We start from the raw sequence: 16,710 nt of genomic DNA, 5'->3' as shown, positions 1-16,710 counted from the left end.
GAGCGGTAACTTTTTCCAGCCTGGCCTGCTCGGTGACCGGGCGCATTTCTGGATCTCAATGGGCGACGCCATCTCCACGTCGACGATGCCACCGCGCCTGGCGTTGTCGGGTATCAGCAAGCAGTATCCGTCCGTCAAGGCGAACGACGGCGTGAACCTCGTCGTCATGCCGGGCGAAATCCATGCCGTCCTGGGCGAGAACGGCGCCGGCAAGTCCACGCTGATGAAGATCATCTACGGCGCGGTGCGCCCGGATGAAGGCGAAATCCGCTGGCAAGGCGAGGCGGTCGAGATCGGCAGTCCGGCGGCCGCGCGCAAGCTCGGCATCGGCATGGTGTTCCAGCACTTCTCGCTGTTCGAGACGCTGACGGTCGGCGAGAATATTGCGCTCGCGCTCGACGACAAGTTCGACATGAAGGCGCTCGGCAAACGCATCCGCGACGTGTCGAAGGACTATGGGCTCGATGTCGATCCGCAACGCCATGTGCACAGCTTGACCGTCGGCGAACGGCAGCGCGTCGAGATCGTGCGATGCCTCTTGCAGAATCCGCGCTTGCTCATCATGGACGAGCCGACTTCGGTGCTCACGCCGCAAGCCGTCCAGAAACTCTTCAAAGTGCTGCGCCGCCTCGCTTCCGAAGGCTGCAGCATTCTCTACATCAGCCACAAACTCGACGAAATTCAGTCGCTGTGCGAGAACGCCACCGTGATGCGCGGCGGGCGCGTCACCGGCAATGTCGATCCGCGCCGCGAAACGCATGCGTCGCTCGCGCAGCTGATGGTCGGACATTCGCTGCCTGACTACACGCGCCGCGAACACAATCCGGGCGACGTGCGGCTCGCCGTCAGAAATCTTTCGGTGGTAAGCCCGGACCCGTTCGGCACGTCGCTCGAGAACGTCTCGTTCGCGGTACACGCGGGCGAGATTTTCGGCATCGCGGGCGTCTCGGGAAACGGGCAGGCGGAATTGCTCGCGGCGCTGTCGGGCGAAATTCGCGATAAACACGTATCCGCCGATGCCGTGTCGATCTGCGGCAAGCCCGCCGCGCGTCTCACGGCCGGCGGACGACGTCGCCTGGGCTTCGCGTTCGTGCCGGAAGAGCGCCTCGGGCGCGGCGCGGTCCCGGCGATGTCGCTCGCCGAGAACGGCCTGCTCACCGCACATCGAGAAAACATGGTGCGTGGCGGCTGGGTCAAGGCTGGCGCGGTGAGGGCGTTCGCGGAGCGCTGCATCAAGTCGTTCGACGTGCGCTGCGGCGGCAGCGATGCGCTCGCGCAAAGTCTCTCCGGCGGCAACTTGCAGAAGTTCATCGTCGGGCGCGAGATTCTTCAGGAGCCGAAAGTGCTCGTCGTCGCGCAGCCGACCTGGGGCGTCGATGTCGGCGCGGCGGGCTTCATCCGTCAGCAACTGCTCGATCTATCGGCGCGCGGCGTTGCGATTCTCGTGATCTCGGAAGAACTGGAAGAACTCTTCGACATCTGCGACCGGCTCGCCGTCATCGCGCGCGGCAAGCTCTCGCCGGTGCGCAAGACGAGCGAAACCAACGCCGAGGAAGTCGGCCTATTCATGGCCGGCCTCTTCGAAGGCAAGCCCGCGCCCGCAGCCGCACCCGACTCTCTTCTGAAGCATTGAAAGAACGATGATCTTCCCTTATCGACTCGAAGCGCGGCCGACGCCCTCGCGCGTCATGCAGCTCGCGGTGCCGGTGGTCGCCGCCGTCGCGACGCTCGTCATCGGTTTTCTGATTTTCAGTCTCGTCGGACAGGACCCGCTGCGCGCGATGCACGCGTTCTTCGTCGAGCCGCTTTCCAGCATCAACGGCTGGTCGGAGCTCGTGTTGAAAGCGTCGCCGCTGTGCCTGATCGGACTCGGGCTCGCGGTCGGCTATCGCGCGAATGTGTGGAACATCGGCGCGGAAGGGCAGATGCTGCTCGGCGGCATCGTCGCGGGCGGCATCGCGGTGCACACCGGCGACGCCTCCGGCTGGTGGACGCTGCCGCTGATGATGGCGGGCGGCGTCGTCGGCGGAATGATCTGGGCGGCGATTCCCGCGCTGCTCAAGAGCCGCTTCAACACGAACGAAATCCTGACGAGCCTGATGCTCACCTACGTCGCGACGCAATTGCTCATCTATCTCGTGAGCGGCCCGTGGCGCGATCCGGAAGGCATGAACTTTCCGATTTCGGCGATGTTCGGCGACGACGCGCTGTTCCCGCGTCTCTACGGCGACTGGCACTGGACGTGGCTGAAGGGCACGCGCATCAACGCTTCGGTGTTTCTGACGGCGATCGCGATTCCCTGCGTGTGGCTCTTCATGAGAAAGAGCTTCGCGGGCTTCCGGATGAACGTCGGCGGTCTTGCGCCGCTCGCCGCGCGCTACGCCGGTTTCTCCGACAAGAAGACGATCTGGACATCGCTCCTGCTCTCGGGCGGCCTCGCGGGTCTTGCGGGCATGGGCGAAGTCGCCGGGCCGATCGGCCAGCTTCAGGCCGGCTGGTCGCCGGGCTACGGCTTCACGGCGATCATCGTCGTGTTCGTCGGACGGCTGCATCCCGTCGGCATCGTGCTCGCCAGTCTGCTGATGGCGCTGCTCTATCTCGGCGGCGAAGCGGTGCAGACGTCGCTGCAACTGCCGCAAGCGCTCGCGGGCGTGTTCCAGGGCTTGCTGCTCTTCTGCCTGCTTGGCTGCGATCTCTTCGTGAATTACCGTATCAAGCGCAGAACGCCCGCGCATCACGCCGTCTGACGAGGCTTCGAAGAACATGGACATCAATCAGGCCAGCAATCTCGCCTCGAGCGCCGTGATCGCCGCCATCCCGCTGATGTACGCGGGCGCGGGCGAACTCGTCGCGGAAAAATCCGGCGTGCTCAATCTCGGCGTCGAAGGCATGATGCTGATGGGCGCCGTCACCGGCTACGCCGTCACCGCGATCACGGGCAGCCCGTGGCTTGGCATCGTCGCGTCGGTGTTCGCCGGGCTCGCGATGGCGCTGCTCTTCGGCTTTCTCACCATCACGATGCTCGCCAATCAGGTCGCCACCGGCCTGTCGCTGACGATCTTCGGCATCGGCTTTTCCGCGTATGTCGGCAAGCCGTACACGTCGGCGGCGGTGCGCTCGACGATCGACGTGATGCCGATTCCCGGTCTCGCGTCGATTCCCGTGCTCGGCCCGGCGGTCTTCTCGCTCACGCCGCTCGGCTACCTCGCGTTCATCATGTTCGCGGTCATCGGCTGGTTTCTCTACAAGACGCGCGCGGGGCTCGTGCTGCGCTCGGTCGGCGAATCGCCGGCGGTCGCGCATTCGGTCGGCTTTCCGGTCGTCGGCGTGCGCTACGGCGCGACGCTCTTCGGCGGCGCGATGGCGGGCATCGCGGGCGGTTACTACTCGATCGTTTATCTGCACGTCTGGCAGGAACAGTTGACTTCGGGGCGCGGCTGGATCGCGCTCGCGCTCGTCGTGTTCGCGACGTGGCGGCCGGGGCGGCTCCTGATCGGCGCGCTGCTCTTCGGCGCGGTGATGGCGCTGCAGTTCTACGCGCAGGCGATCGGCGTGCCGGTGCCGACGCAGTTCCTCGCGATGCTGCCGTATATCGCGACGATCGTCGTGCTCGTGCTCATCTCGCGCAATCCGAACACGATCAGGCTGAACGCGCCCGCATCGCTCGGCAAGCCGTTTTTCGCGGCGAGCTGATTGTTGCGCTCGCGCCGCATCGCGGTATCGCTCTCATTTTTGACCGACCACACTGATGCGGGCCTTGCACTTCCGTTTCACACACAACATCGACCAGGAGAAATCACAATGAATAAACCATGGCTGAAGGCGATCACCGCGACCGTCGCGCTGTCCGCCACCGTCGCGGCGTTGAGCGCGCGGGCGGCGGACGCGCCGGGCGTCGCGTTCGTCTATCTCGGCAATCCGGGCGATGCAGGCTGGACCTTCGCGCACGACGCCGGCAGCAAGGAGGCCGAAGCGAAATTCGGCAGCAAGATCAAGATCACGCGCGTGGAGAACGTGCCGGAATCAGCGGATTCGGAACGCGTGTTCCGCGATCTCGCGAACAAGGGCAACAAGGTCATCTTCGCGACGAGCTTCGGCTATCAGGACTTCGCGCTGAAGGTCGCGAAGGACTTCCCCGACACGATCTTCCTCACGGCGACGGGCTTCAAGAAAGCGAAGAACTTCGGCACGTACGACGTGCGCATGTATCAGGGCGCGTATCTCGCGGGCGTCGCCGCGGGCTATGTGACGAAGACGAACACGCTCGGCTTCGTCGCGTCGGTGCCGATTCCGGAAGTGGTGCGCAACATCAATGCGTACACGATGGGCGCGCGCTCAGTGAACCCGAAGGTCCACACGAAGGTCATCTGGATCAATAGCTGGTTCGATCCGGGCAAGGAGAAGCAGGCGGCCGAAACGCTGATCGGACAGGGCGCCGACGTGCTGCTGCAGAACACCGACTCGAACGCGACGCTCAACACCGCCGCCGAGAAGAAAGTGTATGCATTCGGCTGGGATTCGAACATGAAGAAGTTCGGCCCGAGCGCGCATCTGGGCTCGGTGGTCGCGCACTGGGGCGTGTATTACAACGACGTGATCCCGAAGGTGCTCGACGGCAAGTGGAAGAACGATCCGGTGTGGCTCGGCATTCCGCAGAAGGCCGTCGATCTCGAAGACCTGAACACTGGCACGCTGCCCGCGAAGGCGGTGCAGGCGGTCGCCGCCAAGCGCGACGAGCTGCACGCCGGCAAGTGGGACGTGTTCAGCGGCCCGATCAAGGATCAGTCGGGCGCGGAGAAGGTGCCGGCCGGCAAGACGCTGACCGACCCGGAACTGCAGCGGATCAACTGGTACGTCGAGGGCGTCGACGGCTCGCTGCCGAAGTAAGCACGCATCGTTCGTTCGACGCAAAGAAAAACCGCGCTTCGTTGCAAAACGAAGCGCGGTTTTTTCATGCAGAGCGTGAAGGCGTCGATCAATCGCCGCTCAATCGTTGATCAATCGTCGATACGCAGTCCGACCTTGATCGTCACCTGCCAGTGCAGGATCTTCCCGTCCTCGATGTGTCCGCGCGTTTCCACCACTTCGAACCAGTGCATGTTGCGCAATGTTTTCGATGCCTTCGCCAGCGCGACGCGCACGGCATCATCGCTCGATTGCTGCGACGAGCCGGTCAGTTCGATCTGCTTGTAGACGTGTTCCGACATGGTGTTCTCCTTGTGTGTGATGGATCGGCTGGAGCGGCCCGATGTTCGCGGCCGCGAGATGCTTGCAATTCCGATTCAGCAAGGCACGCGCCATGACGCCGGTCGCGCGTGGCTTCCATTAAAGGACAGGAAAGCGTGTGGGAGTAGTCGGGGTTTGCGCGAAGCGCGCTTCGAGCGCGAGCCTTATCGATAAGGCCCGCGCGCGTCGGAAGGAAGGGAAAGTCGATGCGGGATCAGCGCAGCGGGCGCGAGGCGGCGTCGCCGGCGTCCTGACGGCGCGTGCCGCGACGCCTGCGCGCCGATACCGTCGCGCCGAATTCGCTCAGAATCTGCGCGCGGGCGCGGCTCGCGAAGACGAGGAAACCGAATCCGTTCGCCTCGTACCAGTAACCACCGTTCTCGAGCCCGTCGAGCGGCTGTTCGAGCGCGTTGGTGATCGATTCGACACAGCGCCGGTGCAGTTCGTCGATGGCCGCGTACGGCGGCTGGGCGCCGCGCACGCTGCACAGTAGGACGTCGAGCCCCGGCAGCACATGCGCGTAGAGCACCGGCTCGTCCTGGGCGCGCGCCCGGGCGATCTTCGTATCGAGCTGACCAAATGGCTTGAAGTGCCGCAGCACGGCGAGAAAAGACTCGTCGCCATCGGCCTTCACGCGCTTACGCTTTTTCGGGAAGGACATAAAAACTCGCCTGAAAAAGAATTGCAAGAAACGCAGCGTCCTCATGCGGCCACTCCCGTCTTGCGCGCCGCACGTCGATCTTTTATAGCGCATCGATGTGATCAGGTCACGGTGAATCGGGCCAGTCATCGTTGCCGGACAACTGCCGGTACACGTTACTGGCGCACGATTCGTGCCGATGACCATTTGGCGGCCCGCTTGGCATCTCTCTGAGCATCTATCCCAATAATAGTCCTGCTGCTACCCGCCCGAACAGCTTTCGCGAAGAAAAAAGCGGGTGGGCGCACCAAGTGGGCGGGTGGTCAAAGAGGCAGACCGCCGCGAGCCGCGCGGGTTCCACACTTTCGGCGAGAATACGCGGCTAGATGCGCGGCGCCCTCTTGAGTTCGTCGCGAATTTCGCGCAGCAGCAACACGTCTTCCGGCGTGGCGGGCGGCGGCGTGGCTTCGGCAGGCTTGCGCAGATTGTTGATGAACTTGACCATCAGAAAGATGATGAACGCGAGGATGATGAAGTTGATCAGCGTCGTGATGAACGAACCGTAGCCGAACACGGCGACGCCTGCCGTCTGCAAGTCCTTGTAGGAATCGGGATTGCCCTTGAAGGTTGGCGGTATCGGCCCGAGCCGTACGAAGAGATTCGAAAAGTCGAGCCCGCCCGTGGCGAGGCCGACAACCGGCATGATGAGATCCTTGACGACGGAGTTCACGATCGTCGAGAACGCACCGCCGATGATGACGCCGACCGCGAGGTCCATGACGTTGCCCTTCAGGGCGAAGTTCTTGAATTCTTCGATCATGCTCATGCGCGGCTTCCTCCAGTTTGGGTCCGACGGTTGTGCGGGGCAAGGCGGCAGCAAGGGCTATGCCATTGGGAGGCCCACGAAACGCACGATGGCGCGCGTTTCATTGCGGGCACCGACAATGATAGTCAATTCAATCGAGGATCGCGCGCTAAGGCGCGCTCAGGCGGCCGGCACGCGCCCGACGCTGATTGCCGCGCAGAAGGCCGCGTGGTCCGCGACCGTCTGCGCGCCGTAGCGCTCGGCCCACGTTGCGTAGGCTGCATCGAGCCGGTCGGAGCTGCCGCAGTAGCCCGCGATGAGCGCGGCGTCGCCGGTGCGTGCGTGGGCGCGCGCGAGCAGCAGGCCGAGACACCACGCGTAAAAGTCGAAGGTGGCGCCGTGCAGCCAGTCGACGGGAATCGATCCGCGAATCTGCTTCATCTGCCGCACGTAGAAGTCGCGGCCCGAGATGGTCGTCCAGCCGAGCAGCGCATCGGACGAACTCTGCATGAGGCGCTGGCCGTGCACGACGCGCCGTCCCTGATGCCGATACGGCTCCGGCAGCGGCGGCACGAACGGCGCGGCGGCGGGCACGATGCCTTCCTTCACCTGAATGAAGAGCGGGTCGCCGAGCGCGCGGCCCTGCATCAGCACGAGATACGCGCGCGTACCGACACTGCCCACGCCGACGACGCGATGCGCCACATCCACCACCTCGTAACGTTCGAGCATCATGCGCCACTCGCCCGCGAGCGTTTGCAGATACGCCTTCAGGCCATCGGTCACATGATTCTTTTCGGCGGCGTCGAGCTTCGTCAGGATCGGCGGATCGACCTTGAAGCGATAGCTCTTGCCGACCGGTTCGGCGACCTTCGCGAGCATCGTCGCGTGGGAGCGTTTCATCGCGCGCTCCACGGTCTTTTCGATGGTGGCTTTTTCGTCGGCGTCGAGCTTGGTCGGTGCGTCCATATGCAGCGCGCTCGCGTAGGAGCGCATCTGCCAAAGATCGTAGGGGCTCACTTGCCAGAGCCCGCCCATCGTCGTGCGATACGCGGTGCAGGCCGAACGCACCGCGCGCTCGCGCCCGGCCGCGTCGACGCCATTTTCGCGCGCCGCGACATTGATGCTCGCCGTCAGACGCTTCAGGTCCCATTCCCACGGACCGACGAGCGTTTCGTCGAAGTCGTTCAGATCGAACACGACGTCCTGGCGCGGCGTGCGAAAAAGGCCGAAGTTATTGACGTGCGCGTCGCCGTCGATGATGACGTTGTGCCCGATCGACGGCGACTTCGCCAGATCCCACGCCATCACGGTCGCGGAGCCGCGCAGGAACGCGAACGGCGACTCGGCCATGCGCTGCATGCGCAACGGAATGAGCCGTTCCTGCCGTCCGGCATTGCCAGCGAGCACGCGCTCGACGGGATCGGGGCGGTCGGGTTCGGGCGACCATGCGCCGTGCGCGTCGAACGGTACGGCGTCGCGCAGCGCGCGGCCAGCGGCGCGGCTTTCGTTCGCGCTGCCGGTGGTCTGCGCGTCAGTCGTGGCGGAACCGGGGCGTGTAGACAAGACGTGACCTCCTCGGACTCGGAAAAAGGCGTGTCCAGCGTTCGTCGAGCGTTTCAGCATGCGTCGCGCCCGGCAGGAACGTTTTACATGCGCGAAGCATGAAAAGCGGAGGGTTGCGACGGCGCGAAGGGTGCATCCAAAGCGCCGTGCGCCGCGTGACGACATAGGCACGCGAAATGCTCACCCTCATGCGCTTAAAGCCCCGCAATGCCGCTGCACTCCCGACGCAATCCCGACGCCGCGCGCGTCAACCATTCGAACACATCATCTCATGCCGAACGAACTCCGCATTGCCGAAGGCTCTCCCTTTCCGCTCGGCGCGACCTGGGACGGAAAGGGCGTCAATTTCGCGCTGTTTTCCGCGAACGCCACCAAGGTCGAACTGTGCCTTTTCGACGAGAAAGGCGACAAGGAAACGCAGCGCATCGAACTGCCCGAATACACCGATGAAGTCTGGCACGTCTACGTGGAAGGGCTCGCACCGGGCGCGGTCTATGGCTACCGCGTACATGGTCCGTACGAGCCGGAAGCCGGACACCGCTTCAATCCGAATAAGCTGCTGCTCGATCCGTACGCGAAGGCGCACGTCGGCGACCTGAAGTGGGACCCCGCCGTGTTTGGCTATACGCTCAACGCCGAAGGCGACGATCTCACCTTCGACGAACGCGACAGCGCGCCCTTCATGCAGAAGTGCCAGGTCATCGATCAGAGCTTTACGTGGACGCACGCGACGCGCGCGCGCGTGCCATGGGAACACACGATCTTCTACGAGACGCACGTGCGCGGCTTTACCAAGCTGCATCCGGCGATTCCCGAACACATGCGCGGCACGTTCGAAGGGCTCGGGCAGAAGGAAGTGGTCGACTACATCAAGAGTCTTGGCGTAACGTCGGTCGAACTGCTGCCGATTCACGCTTTCGTCAACGATAGTTATCTGCTCGACAAAGGCCTCACGAACTACTGGGGCTACAACACGATCGGCTTCTTTGCCGCCGATCCGCGCTACTTCGCGCGCGGGCCGGGCGTCGTCGCCGAGTTCAAGGAGATGGTCGACCGGCTGCACGAAGCAGGTCTCGAAGTGATCCTCGACGTCGTCTACAACCACACGGCGGAAGGCAACGAGCGCGGGCCGACGCTGTCGTTCCGCGGCATCGACAATGCGTCGTACTACCGGCTGATGCCGGAAGAGTCGCGCTACTACATCAACGATACCGGCACGGGCAACACGCTCAACCTGTCGCATCCGCGCGTGCTGCAGATGGTCACCGACAGCCTGCGTTACTGGGTGACCGAGATGAACGTCGACGGCTTCCGCTTCGACCTTGCGACGATTCTCGGCCGCGAGCCCTACGGCTTCGACGAAGGCGGCGGTTTCCTCGACAGTTGCCGGCAGGACCCGATCCTCTCGAGCGTGAAGCTGATCGCCGAGCCGTGGGATTGCGGTCCCGGCGGCTATCAGGTCGGCGGCTTCCCGCCGGGCTGGGCGGAATGGAACGACCGCTATCGCGACACGGTGCGCGAATTCTGGAAGGGCGACGAGGGCGTTGCGCCGGAACTCGCGAAGCGTCTCACCGCATCGGGCGACAAGTTCAACAAGCGCGGACGCCGGCCGTGGGCGAGCGTGAACTTCATCACCGCGCACGACGGCTTCACGCTCAACGATCTCGTCTCGTACAACGACAAGCATAACGAGGCGAACGGCGAGGACAACAAGGACGGCCATTCGGACAACAAATCGTGGAATTGCGGCGCCGAAGGCCCGACCGACGACCCCGAAATCCGCGCGCTGCGCGAGCGCCAGAAACGCAACATGCTCGCGACGCTGCTGTTCTCGCAAGGCACGCCGATGCTGCTCGCCGGCGACGAGTTCGGCCGCACGCAGAAGGGCAACAACAACGCGTACTGCCAGGACAACGAGATCAGCTGGGTCAACTGGGACATCGACGAAGACGGCCGCGCGCTCACCGAATTCGCGCGCAAGCTGACGACGCTGCGTCACACGCTGCCGGTGCTGCGTCGACAGCGCTTCCTGACCGGCGAGTACAACGACGAGATGCAGGTCGCCGATGTCCGCTGGCTCGGCACGACCGGCGACGAACTTACGCAGGAGCAATGGGACGATCCGAACATGCGCTGCTTCGGCGTCGTGATGGACGGCCGCGCGCAGGCAACGGGCATCCGCAAGCCGGCATCGGATGCGACGCTGCTGCTCATCGTCAATTCGTATCACGATGTGGTCGATTTCACGCTGCCCGATATTCCCGGGCCCGACGAGTGGATTTGCCTGATCGATACGAATGCGCCGATCCGCGAGGAATTGCCCGAGTTCGGCGCCGACGACGTATATCAGGTAACCGGCCGCTCGCTGCTGCTGTTCGCGCTTCAGCCGCGCGGCGCGACGCGTCGCATCTTCAAGCGGCTCGAAGAGGCACTGACGGACGAAGTGCCGCCGGAAAGCGGCACGAACTGAAATCCGCGCGGGCGGGGCGTATCGTTCGACCGGTTATCATCTGGTTTTAGCGATAGCGACAGAAGGCGGCGCGAGCCGCCTTCTTTTTTTACGATGCCTGTTTCTTTCACGCATGAACGCGCGCAAGCCCAAGAGCGCGCGGCGCCGGCCGCATGATGCTGCATGCGATCCTGCGCGTCGCAAGCTGGGATCAGTTCGAACGCATCTGGGAATTCATCGTCGGGTTCTTCAAGTTCTTGTGGGGCCTGTTGCGCTTTCTCGGCGGCGGCTGATGCGCTGATTCCTCACGTCGAAACGAAAAAGGCCCCGCGTGTGCGGAGCCCTTGAGAAAGGATGCGCGAGCGGATCAGGAATCGCGCCAGCTATCGTCGTTGTTGCCGAGATCGAGGCCGCCTCCGCCTCCGCTGTCGCTCCAGTCGTTCGAACCGTTGCCGAAGTCGAGGCCACCGCCGCCGTTGTTGTTGCCGAAGTCGAGACCGCCGTTATCGTTCTGCGGCGGACGGTCGACCGGCACGTCACGCTCGATCACGCGATCGCGTCCGTGAGACAGCGCTTCGCCCAGCAGGACGCCTGTCAGAAGCCCGCCCATTCCGCCGCCGAAACCGCCGCCGCCTTGCTGAATGATGACGGGCGGCTGCTGTCCCTGCTGCGGCGGATAAGGCCCTTGCTGCGGATATTGCGGCTGCCCGCGCCCGAAGCGCTCCGCTTCCTGAGCATACGGCGAGGCGTTCGGCGCGCCCGTTTGCGCGTAGTTGTTCGCGTTCGGATCGGGCCGGCCTTCGGCGCGCGCCTTCAGACTCGCGACCTGATTCTCCAGATCTTCGACTGCATAGGGCGGCACGGGATTTTTCGAATTCGACAGCGACTCGACCATCTCGCGCAACTGCGTTTCCGCGCCTTCGACATCCTTCAGCAACGCTTCATGACCCGGCGCGGTGGAAAGCCGCACATCGAGCTTGAGCGTGCGCACTTCATTGAGCAGTTCCGTCGCGCGCTTGATCTGCGCGCGGCGGTCGTTCTCGGCCTGACCGTCGTCGCGTGAGCGCGCCCGGCGCAAACCCCAGCGCAACACGAGCCCGATCGCCGCGATCAGGATTGCGAAACCGATCCATGCGCCCATGCCGATGCCGTGCTTTTGCGGCGCGGCGGCGGCCTGATCCTGATTGAACGGATTCTGCGCGTTCGCGGTAGCCGCGCCGTTGTTCGACGAGCGCGGCGAGATGCTCGCGCGCGTGGCATCGGCCTGAATGCGGGCTTGCGTCGACGCGAATCGCGACGGATCGGTGAAGCTCAATGAAGGATCGATCGATTTCGCCTGCTGCAGATGCGAAAGGGCGTCGCTGTAACGGCCCTCGCGATCCAGCATCTGCGCATAAAGATAGTGCGCCTGCGCGTTCTTCGGATGCGCGTCGAGCACTTCGCTCAACTGCGAGTCGGCTTTTTGCCAGTTGCCCTGCGTCATCGACTGCTCGACCTGCTGCGCGGTCGGCACGGCGAACGCGAGCGGAGAAGCGAGTGACAGCGACAACGCCAGAGCCGTCAAAGTCTTTTTCATGATGCGGACCGGACGCGCTGAACGTCCGTCTCCTGTCGGTGCAATCGTGTGCTGCGCGAGGTAACGCATATTTCGGCGACGCGTGGCTCGCCCGGCGGCTCACCACGCGCACGCACTTGCCAGCACTTATTGCGCCGGCGTATTCAACTGCTTTTTCAGCGCTTCGAGCCGGTCTTCGACGGACGGCCCGCGATTGAGCGCGGCGAGCTTGTCGTCGAGCGCCTTGCCGGATTTCTGATCCGCCGAATTCAGACGCGCATCCGAGCGGGCATTGGCAAGTTGAACCTTGTCTTCGAGCTTTTGAAAGTCCTCCGAAAGATTCTTCCCGCCGATGCCGCCCAACGCGGTCGCGGCGGTGTCTTTTGCCTGCGCGATCTGCTGCTTCGCCTGAAGGATGTTCGAGCGCGCGTTGAGGTCGTTGCGGCGCTGACGCATGTCGGTGATCTGCTGCTTCAGATGATCGACGGACGGCACCAGCGTCTGCAACTCGGCCGCGAGCGCGTCGCGTTCGGTTTCGGCGTTCGCCTGTGCCGCGAGGGCTTCGCGCGCGAGGCCTTCATCGCCCGATTGCAATGCGCGCTTCGCGCCGTCTTCGTACTTCTTCGCCTTGTCTGCGGCGGCGTCGCGCTTGCTTTGCTGCGTCGCGACCTGCGCTTCGATCTCAATGAGGGAGTTCTCCGCCTTCGCGATGCTGTCGTCGAGCTCGCGCACGATCTGTCGTGCGTCGCGCGAAGGATCCTGCATGGTGTCCGCGGCGTCGTTCAAGAGTCCCTTGACCGTGCGCGTGATGGAATCGAAAAGCGACATGTATTTCTCCTGGATGAAGACGGCGGCGTGCGCGCGCCTTGCGTGCCACGCGGCTCGAATGTGAGGCGAGACGCGCGGGATTGCAAGCGCAACGGAGCGTCACGTTCACGCCGGGTTTACCCGTTCATTAGAGCATGCCGTGGCTTAATCGGGACTTAACGGAAGGTTAAGGAGTGTAACGACGCGCTAGCGCTCCGAATGCGTATCGTCGGTGAGCGAGGCGTCGCCGCCCTGATCGGTGTCGTGCTCGATTTCGTCTTCGGAGGCAGTTGGGCCCGGACAAGCCTGCGGCATGGTGCGCGCCTGCGCGGCCCGCTTGGTCGCATCCGCGGCAGCTTCGCGGGCTTCGCGCGCGGCGGCTTTCGCGGCGACGCTTTTCAGCGCGGCATTGAGCGCATCGGGCGCTTTGGGCGCGCGCAGGCGATCGACGATGCCCGCGACCTTGATCTGCTCGCTCGTTGCGTTGAAGTTGAGCACGGCGCGCCGCATGAGTTCGCTCACGCTGATGCCGAGCGTGTCCGCTGTCTTGCTGATGGCCAGCTTTTGCGCGGGAGTCACGAAAACAACGATGCGTTCGCTGGGTTTGGTCGTCATGAGCGGCTCGCAAACAGTAAGGCGATCGTAACGGGACGATCGGGGCTTCGGTTCATCAAACGGCACGACATCGTGTTCGCGGGTACGCGCGAGTGGCGTTGCGGGAACCTGCGATACATTCAGCCATCATATCGGTTTGCGCGTGGCCGTGGGTGCGGACGGCCGCGCATCGCGCGCAATGAGCGCCGTCCGAAAACGGCACGCGATCAACGACTTGGACATTTTCTCATAGGGTTGTCCACAAGGCTCTCAACACTTTCTGTGGGTAACCCGGCATTTGCGCCCACTTACGCCGGCGCGCGGCATTTACTTACAAAAAAATCCGGCCGGTTTTGCGGTGGCGCGCGCGGATTCTTTAAAATGCGCTGTTACCCTCGGTCGAAACCGGCCCGCACATTCGCTCGTCCCGTCTTCGCAGTCGCGCCAATAACGGCGCATCGCAGCGCGGCAGCGCGCGCGCTTCACGGCGCGCCGAACGAACCCAGTCATGCCTATCATCAAACGACCCGACTCATCGAATTCTTCGCGGCACGATCGCGAGCCCCGCTGGAACGACTCTCGCAACGACTCACGCAATGACTCGGGCGGCCGCGACGGCGGCGGTGGCCGTAACGGACGCGGCGGACGCAATGAACGCAATGACCGCAATGACCGCGGCGGACGCGGCCGTTCGCCGCTCGCGCGCATCGCGCTGTGGTTCGCGGGACTCGCGGCCATCGGCGTGGTCGTCGGCGCGCTCATCGTCGGCTATGCGCTCGTCGTCATGGGACCGAATCTGCCGTCGCTCAACGCGCTCATCGACTATCGGCCGAAGGTGCCGTTGCGCGTCTACACGGCCGACCACGTGCTGATCGGCGAATTCGGCGAGGAGCGCCGCAGCCTCGTGCGCTTCCAGGACATTCCCGATCAGATGAAGAAGGCGGTGCTCGCGATCGAGGATTACCGATTCTACGATCACGGCGGCGTCGACTTTCTCGGCATCCTGCGCGCGGGCGTGACCGATCTGATGCACGGCGGCGCATCGCAGGGCGCGAGCACGATCACGATGCAGGTCGCGCGCAACTTCTTTCTGTCGAGCGAAAAGACCTACACGCGCAAGATCTACGAAATGCTGCTGGCCTACAAGATCGAGCGCGCGCTCACGAAGGATCAGATTCTCGAGCTGTACATGAACCAGATTTATCTGGGCGAGCGCGCGTACGGATTTTCGGCTGCGGCGCGCGTGTACTTCGGCAAGGATCTGAAGGACATCACGCTCGCCGAAGCGGCGATGCTCGCGGGGCTGCCCAAAGCGCCGTCGGCGTATAACCCGGTCGTCAACCCGAAGCGCGCGAAGGTGCGTCAGCAATACATCCTGAAGCGCATGCTCGATCTGAACTTCATTACGCGCGAGCAGTTCGATCAGGCAAGCGCGGAGGAACTCCACACGAAGTCCGCGGGCACCGAATACGGCGTGCATGCCGAATACGTCGCGGAAATGGTGCGGCAGATGATGTACGCGCAGTACAAGGAAGAGACCTACACGCGCGGCCTCACGGTGACGACGACCATCGATTCCGCCGATCAGGACGCCGCCTACAAGGCCGTGCGCAAGGGCGTGATGGACTATGAGCGCCGGCATGGCTATCGCGGGCCGGAGGGCAACATCAATCTGCCGTCGAACGCGGACGACCGCGCCGAGGCGATCGAAGACGCGCTCGTCGATCACCCGGACAACGGCGAACTGGTTGCAGCCGTCGTGACATCCGCGAGCCCGAAGCAGGTGAGCGCGCAGTTCGTCGGCGGCGATACGGCGACGATCGCGGGCGAGGGCTTGCGCTTCGTTTCGGCGGCGCTGCGCAACAATGCGTCGAAGGCGCTCGCGATCAAGCCGGGCGCGATCGTGCGTCTCACTAAGGACGGCAAGGGCAACTGGCAGATCACGCAACTGCCGCAAGTCGAAGGCGCGCTCGTGTCGATGACGCCGCAGGACGGCGCGATCCGCGCGCTCGTCGGCGGTTTCGACTTCAACAAGAACAAGTTCAACCACGTCACGCAGGCGTGGCGTCAGCCGGGTTCGAGCTTCAAGCCGTTCATCTATTCGGCCGCGCTCGACAAGGGTCTGGGACCTGCGACCATCATCAACGACGCGCCGCTGTACTTCCCGGCGGCGGGCGGCGGCGACGCATGGGAGCCGAAGGACGACGACCAGCCCGACGGCCCGATGTCGATGCGCACCGGCCTGCAGAAGTCGAAGAACCTCGTGTCGATCCGCATCCTGTCGTATATCGGCACGGGCTACGCGCAGGACTTCGTCACGCAGAAATTCGGTTTCGACAAGGACAAGACGCCGCCTTATCTGCCGCTCGCGCTCGGTGCCGGGCTCGTCACGCCGCTGCAGCTGAGCGGCGCGTATTCGGTGTTCGCGAACGGCGGCTATCGCATCAATCCGTACCTGATAGCCGATGTCGCCGATGCGCGCGGCACCGTGATCTCGCGCGCCAATCCGCTCACGGCCGGCAGCAATGCGCCTCAGACGCTCGAGCCGCGCAACGCGTACATCATGAACAGCCTGCTGCATACGGTCGCGACGCAGGGCACGGGCTCGGGCACCAACGTGTTGAAGCGCAACGATCTGCAAGGCAAGACCGGCACGACCAACGATGCAAAGGACGGCTGGTTCGCGGGCTATCAGAAGCAGCTCGTCGCGGTCGCGTGGATGGGCTACGACCAGCCGAAGACGCTCGGCAGCCGCGAGTTCGGCGCGCAGCTCGCGTTGCCGATCTGGGTCGAGTACATGGGGCGCGCGCTGCGCGGCATTCCGCAGGAACAGATGGCCAAGCCCGATGGCATTACGACGGTCGACGGCGAACTGTTCTACGCCGACCGCACGCCGGGCGCGGGCTTCGTCGCGAGCATCGGGCTCGACAACACGAATCCGATGGCGGGCGATGCCACCACGATGGGCGGCGTCGGACCCGCGGGCATGCAGGCGCCGCCCGCGCCGCAAGTCACGACCGACGAGCGCAAGCAGATCATGGATCTCTTCAGCAAGCACTAGCGATAAA

The 16,710-nt window shown here is 64.0% G+C and carries 12 protein-coding genes and 1 pseudogene; 6 read left to right on the top strand and 7 right to left on the bottom strand.

Features of this window, described 5'->3' with window-relative positions; all coding sequences use genetic code 11:
• Positions 1-58: 58 nt before the first annotated feature.
• The 4 genes from AWB77_RS11405 (at position 59) to AWB77_RS11390 (ending at position 4,887) form a co-directional block, all read left to right on the top strand.
• Positions 59-1,633 carry an ABC transporter ATP-binding protein gene (locus AWB77_RS11405; protein ID WP_061134552.1) on the top strand — a complete coding sequence of 525 codons (1,575 nt, stop codon included), beginning with the start codon at positions 59-61 and terminating at the stop codon, positions 1,631-1,633.
• 7 nt (positions 1,634-1,640) lie between these two features.
• Complete coding sequence (locus tag AWB77_RS11400) at positions 1,641-2,747, top strand: ABC transporter permease (protein ID WP_061134551.1); 1,107 nt, start codon at positions 1,641-1,643, stop codon at positions 2,745-2,747.
• A 16-nt stretch (positions 2,748-2,763) separates the two neighbouring features.
• The gene (locus tag AWB77_RS11395) at positions 2,764-3,693 is read left to right on the top strand and encodes an ABC transporter permease (RefSeq protein WP_061134550.1); all 930 of its coding nucleotides are present in this window, start codon (positions 2,764-2,766) and stop codon (positions 3,691-3,693) included.
• Positions 3,694-3,801: 108 nt separating this feature from the next.
• On the top strand, positions 3,802-4,887 hold the full coding sequence (locus AWB77_RS11390) for a BMP family ABC transporter substrate-binding protein (RefSeq protein ID WP_061134549.1): 1,086 nt from the start codon (positions 3,802-3,804) through the stop codon (positions 4,885-4,887).
• 110 nt (positions 4,888-4,997) lie between these two features.
• Here the strand turns inward: AWB77_RS11390 and AWB77_RS11385 are convergent, their stop codons facing one another.
• The 4 genes from AWB77_RS11385 to AWB77_RS11365 form a co-directional block, all read right to left on the bottom strand.
• On the bottom strand, positions 4,998-5,207 hold the full coding sequence (locus AWB77_RS11385; protein ID WP_061134548.1) for a dodecin: 210 nt from the start codon (positions 5,205-5,207) through the stop codon (positions 4,998-5,000).
• A 233-nt stretch (positions 5,208-5,440) separates the two neighbouring features.
• A complete protein-coding gene (locus AWB77_RS11375; RefSeq protein ID WP_061134546.1) occupies positions 5,441-5,932 on the bottom strand; it encodes a hypothetical protein in 492 nt (163 codons plus the stop codon).
• Between the two features lie 316 nt (positions 5,933-6,248).
• On the bottom strand, positions 6,249-6,692 hold the full coding sequence (gene mscL, locus AWB77_RS11370; protein WP_061134545.1) for a large conductance mechanosensitive channel protein MscL: 444 nt from the start codon (positions 6,690-6,692) through the stop codon (positions 6,249-6,251).
• A 159-nt stretch (positions 6,693-6,851) separates the two neighbouring features.
• On the bottom strand, positions 6,852-8,237 hold the full coding sequence (locus AWB77_RS11365; RefSeq protein ID WP_061134544.1) for a DUF2252 domain-containing protein: 1,386 nt from the start codon (positions 8,235-8,237) through the stop codon (positions 6,852-6,854).
• Between the two features lie 271 nt (positions 8,238-8,508).
• On the opposite strand from AWB77_RS11365, the gene glgX reads away from it, so the two are divergent.
• Positions 8,509-10,707, top strand: a complete 2,199-nt coding sequence (gene glgX / locus AWB77_RS11360) for a glycogen debranching protein GlgX (RefSeq protein WP_061134543.1) — start codon at positions 8,509-8,511, stop codon at positions 10,705-10,707.
• Between the two features lie 346 nt (positions 10,708-11,053).
• Here glgX and AWB77_RS11355 read toward each other — a convergent pair whose 3' ends face one another.
• The 3 genes and pseudogenes from AWB77_RS11355 to AWB77_RS37435 all read right to left on the bottom strand — a co-directional run.
• Complete coding sequence (locus AWB77_RS11355; protein ID WP_061134542.1) at positions 11,054-12,262, bottom strand: tetratricopeptide repeat protein; 1,209 nt, start codon at positions 12,260-12,262, stop codon at positions 11,054-11,056.
• Between the two features lie 126 nt (positions 12,263-12,388).
• A complete protein-coding gene (locus tag AWB77_RS11350) occupies positions 12,389-13,069 on the bottom strand; it encodes a PspA/IM30 family protein (RefSeq protein ID WP_061134541.1) in 681 nt (226 codons plus the stop codon).
• Between the two features lie 264 nt (positions 13,070-13,333).
• Positions 13,334-13,663, bottom strand: a pseudogene (locus AWB77_RS37435) (plasmid mobilization protein); the annotation flags it as partial.
• Between the two features lie 487 nt (positions 13,664-14,150).
• On the opposite strand from AWB77_RS37435, the gene AWB77_RS11340 reads away from it, so the two are divergent.
• Entirely contained in the window at positions 14,151-16,703 is a 2,553-nt protein-coding gene (locus AWB77_RS11340; RefSeq protein WP_061134539.1) for a penicillin-binding protein 1A, read from the top strand.
• The last annotated feature ends 7 nt before the right edge of the window (positions 16,704-16,710 follow it).

It is taken from the genome of Caballeronia fortuita, from assembly GCF_001544835.2.
GTDB classification, from domain to species: domain Bacteria; phylum Pseudomonadota; class Gammaproteobacteria; order Burkholderiales; family Burkholderiaceae; genus Caballeronia; species Caballeronia fortuita.
Note: the sequence above shows the minus strand (reverse complement) of the source record. Positions and strands in the feature narration are given on the sequence as shown.

Bases quoted from the DNA above. Each gene is read 5' to 3' on its own strand.
- AWB77_RS11405 (WP_061134552.1), top strand. From the start codon at position 59: ATGGGCGACGCCATCTCCACGTCGACGATGCCACCGCGCCTGGCGTTG.
- AWB77_RS11400 (WP_061134551.1), top strand. From the start codon at position 1,641: ATGATCTTCCCTTATCGACTCGAAGCGCGGCCGACGCCCTCGCGCGTC.
- AWB77_RS11395 (WP_061134550.1), top strand. From the start codon at position 2,764: ATGGACATCAATCAGGCCAGCAATCTCGCCTCGAGCGCCGTGATCGCC.
- AWB77_RS11390 (WP_061134549.1), top strand. From the start codon at position 3,802: ATGAATAAACCATGGCTGAAGGCGATCACCGCGACCGTCGCGCTGTCC.
- AWB77_RS11385 (WP_061134548.1), bottom strand. From the start codon at position 5,207: ATGTCGGAACACGTCTACAAGCAGATCGAACTGACCGGCTCGTCGCAG.
- AWB77_RS11375 (WP_061134546.1), bottom strand. From the start codon at position 5,932: ATGAGGACGCTGCGTTTCTTGCAATTCTTTTTCAGGCGAGTTTTTATG.
- mscL (WP_061134545.1), bottom strand. From the start codon at position 6,692: ATGAGCATGATCGAAGAATTCAAGAACTTCGCCCTGAAGGGCAACGTC.
- glgX (WP_061134543.1), top strand. From the start codon at position 8,509: ATGCCGAACGAACTCCGCATTGCCGAAGGCTCTCCCTTTCCGCTCGGC.
- AWB77_RS11355 (WP_061134542.1), bottom strand. From the start codon at position 12,262: ATGAAAAAGACTTTGACGGCTCTGGCGTTGTCGCTGTCACTCGCTTCT.
- AWB77_RS11350 (WP_061134541.1), bottom strand. From the start codon at position 13,069: ATGTCGCTTTTCGATTCCATCACGCGCACGGTCAAGGGACTCTTGAAC.
- AWB77_RS11340 (WP_061134539.1), top strand. From the start codon at position 14,151: ATGCCTATCATCAAACGACCCGACTCATCGAATTCTTCGCGGCACGAT.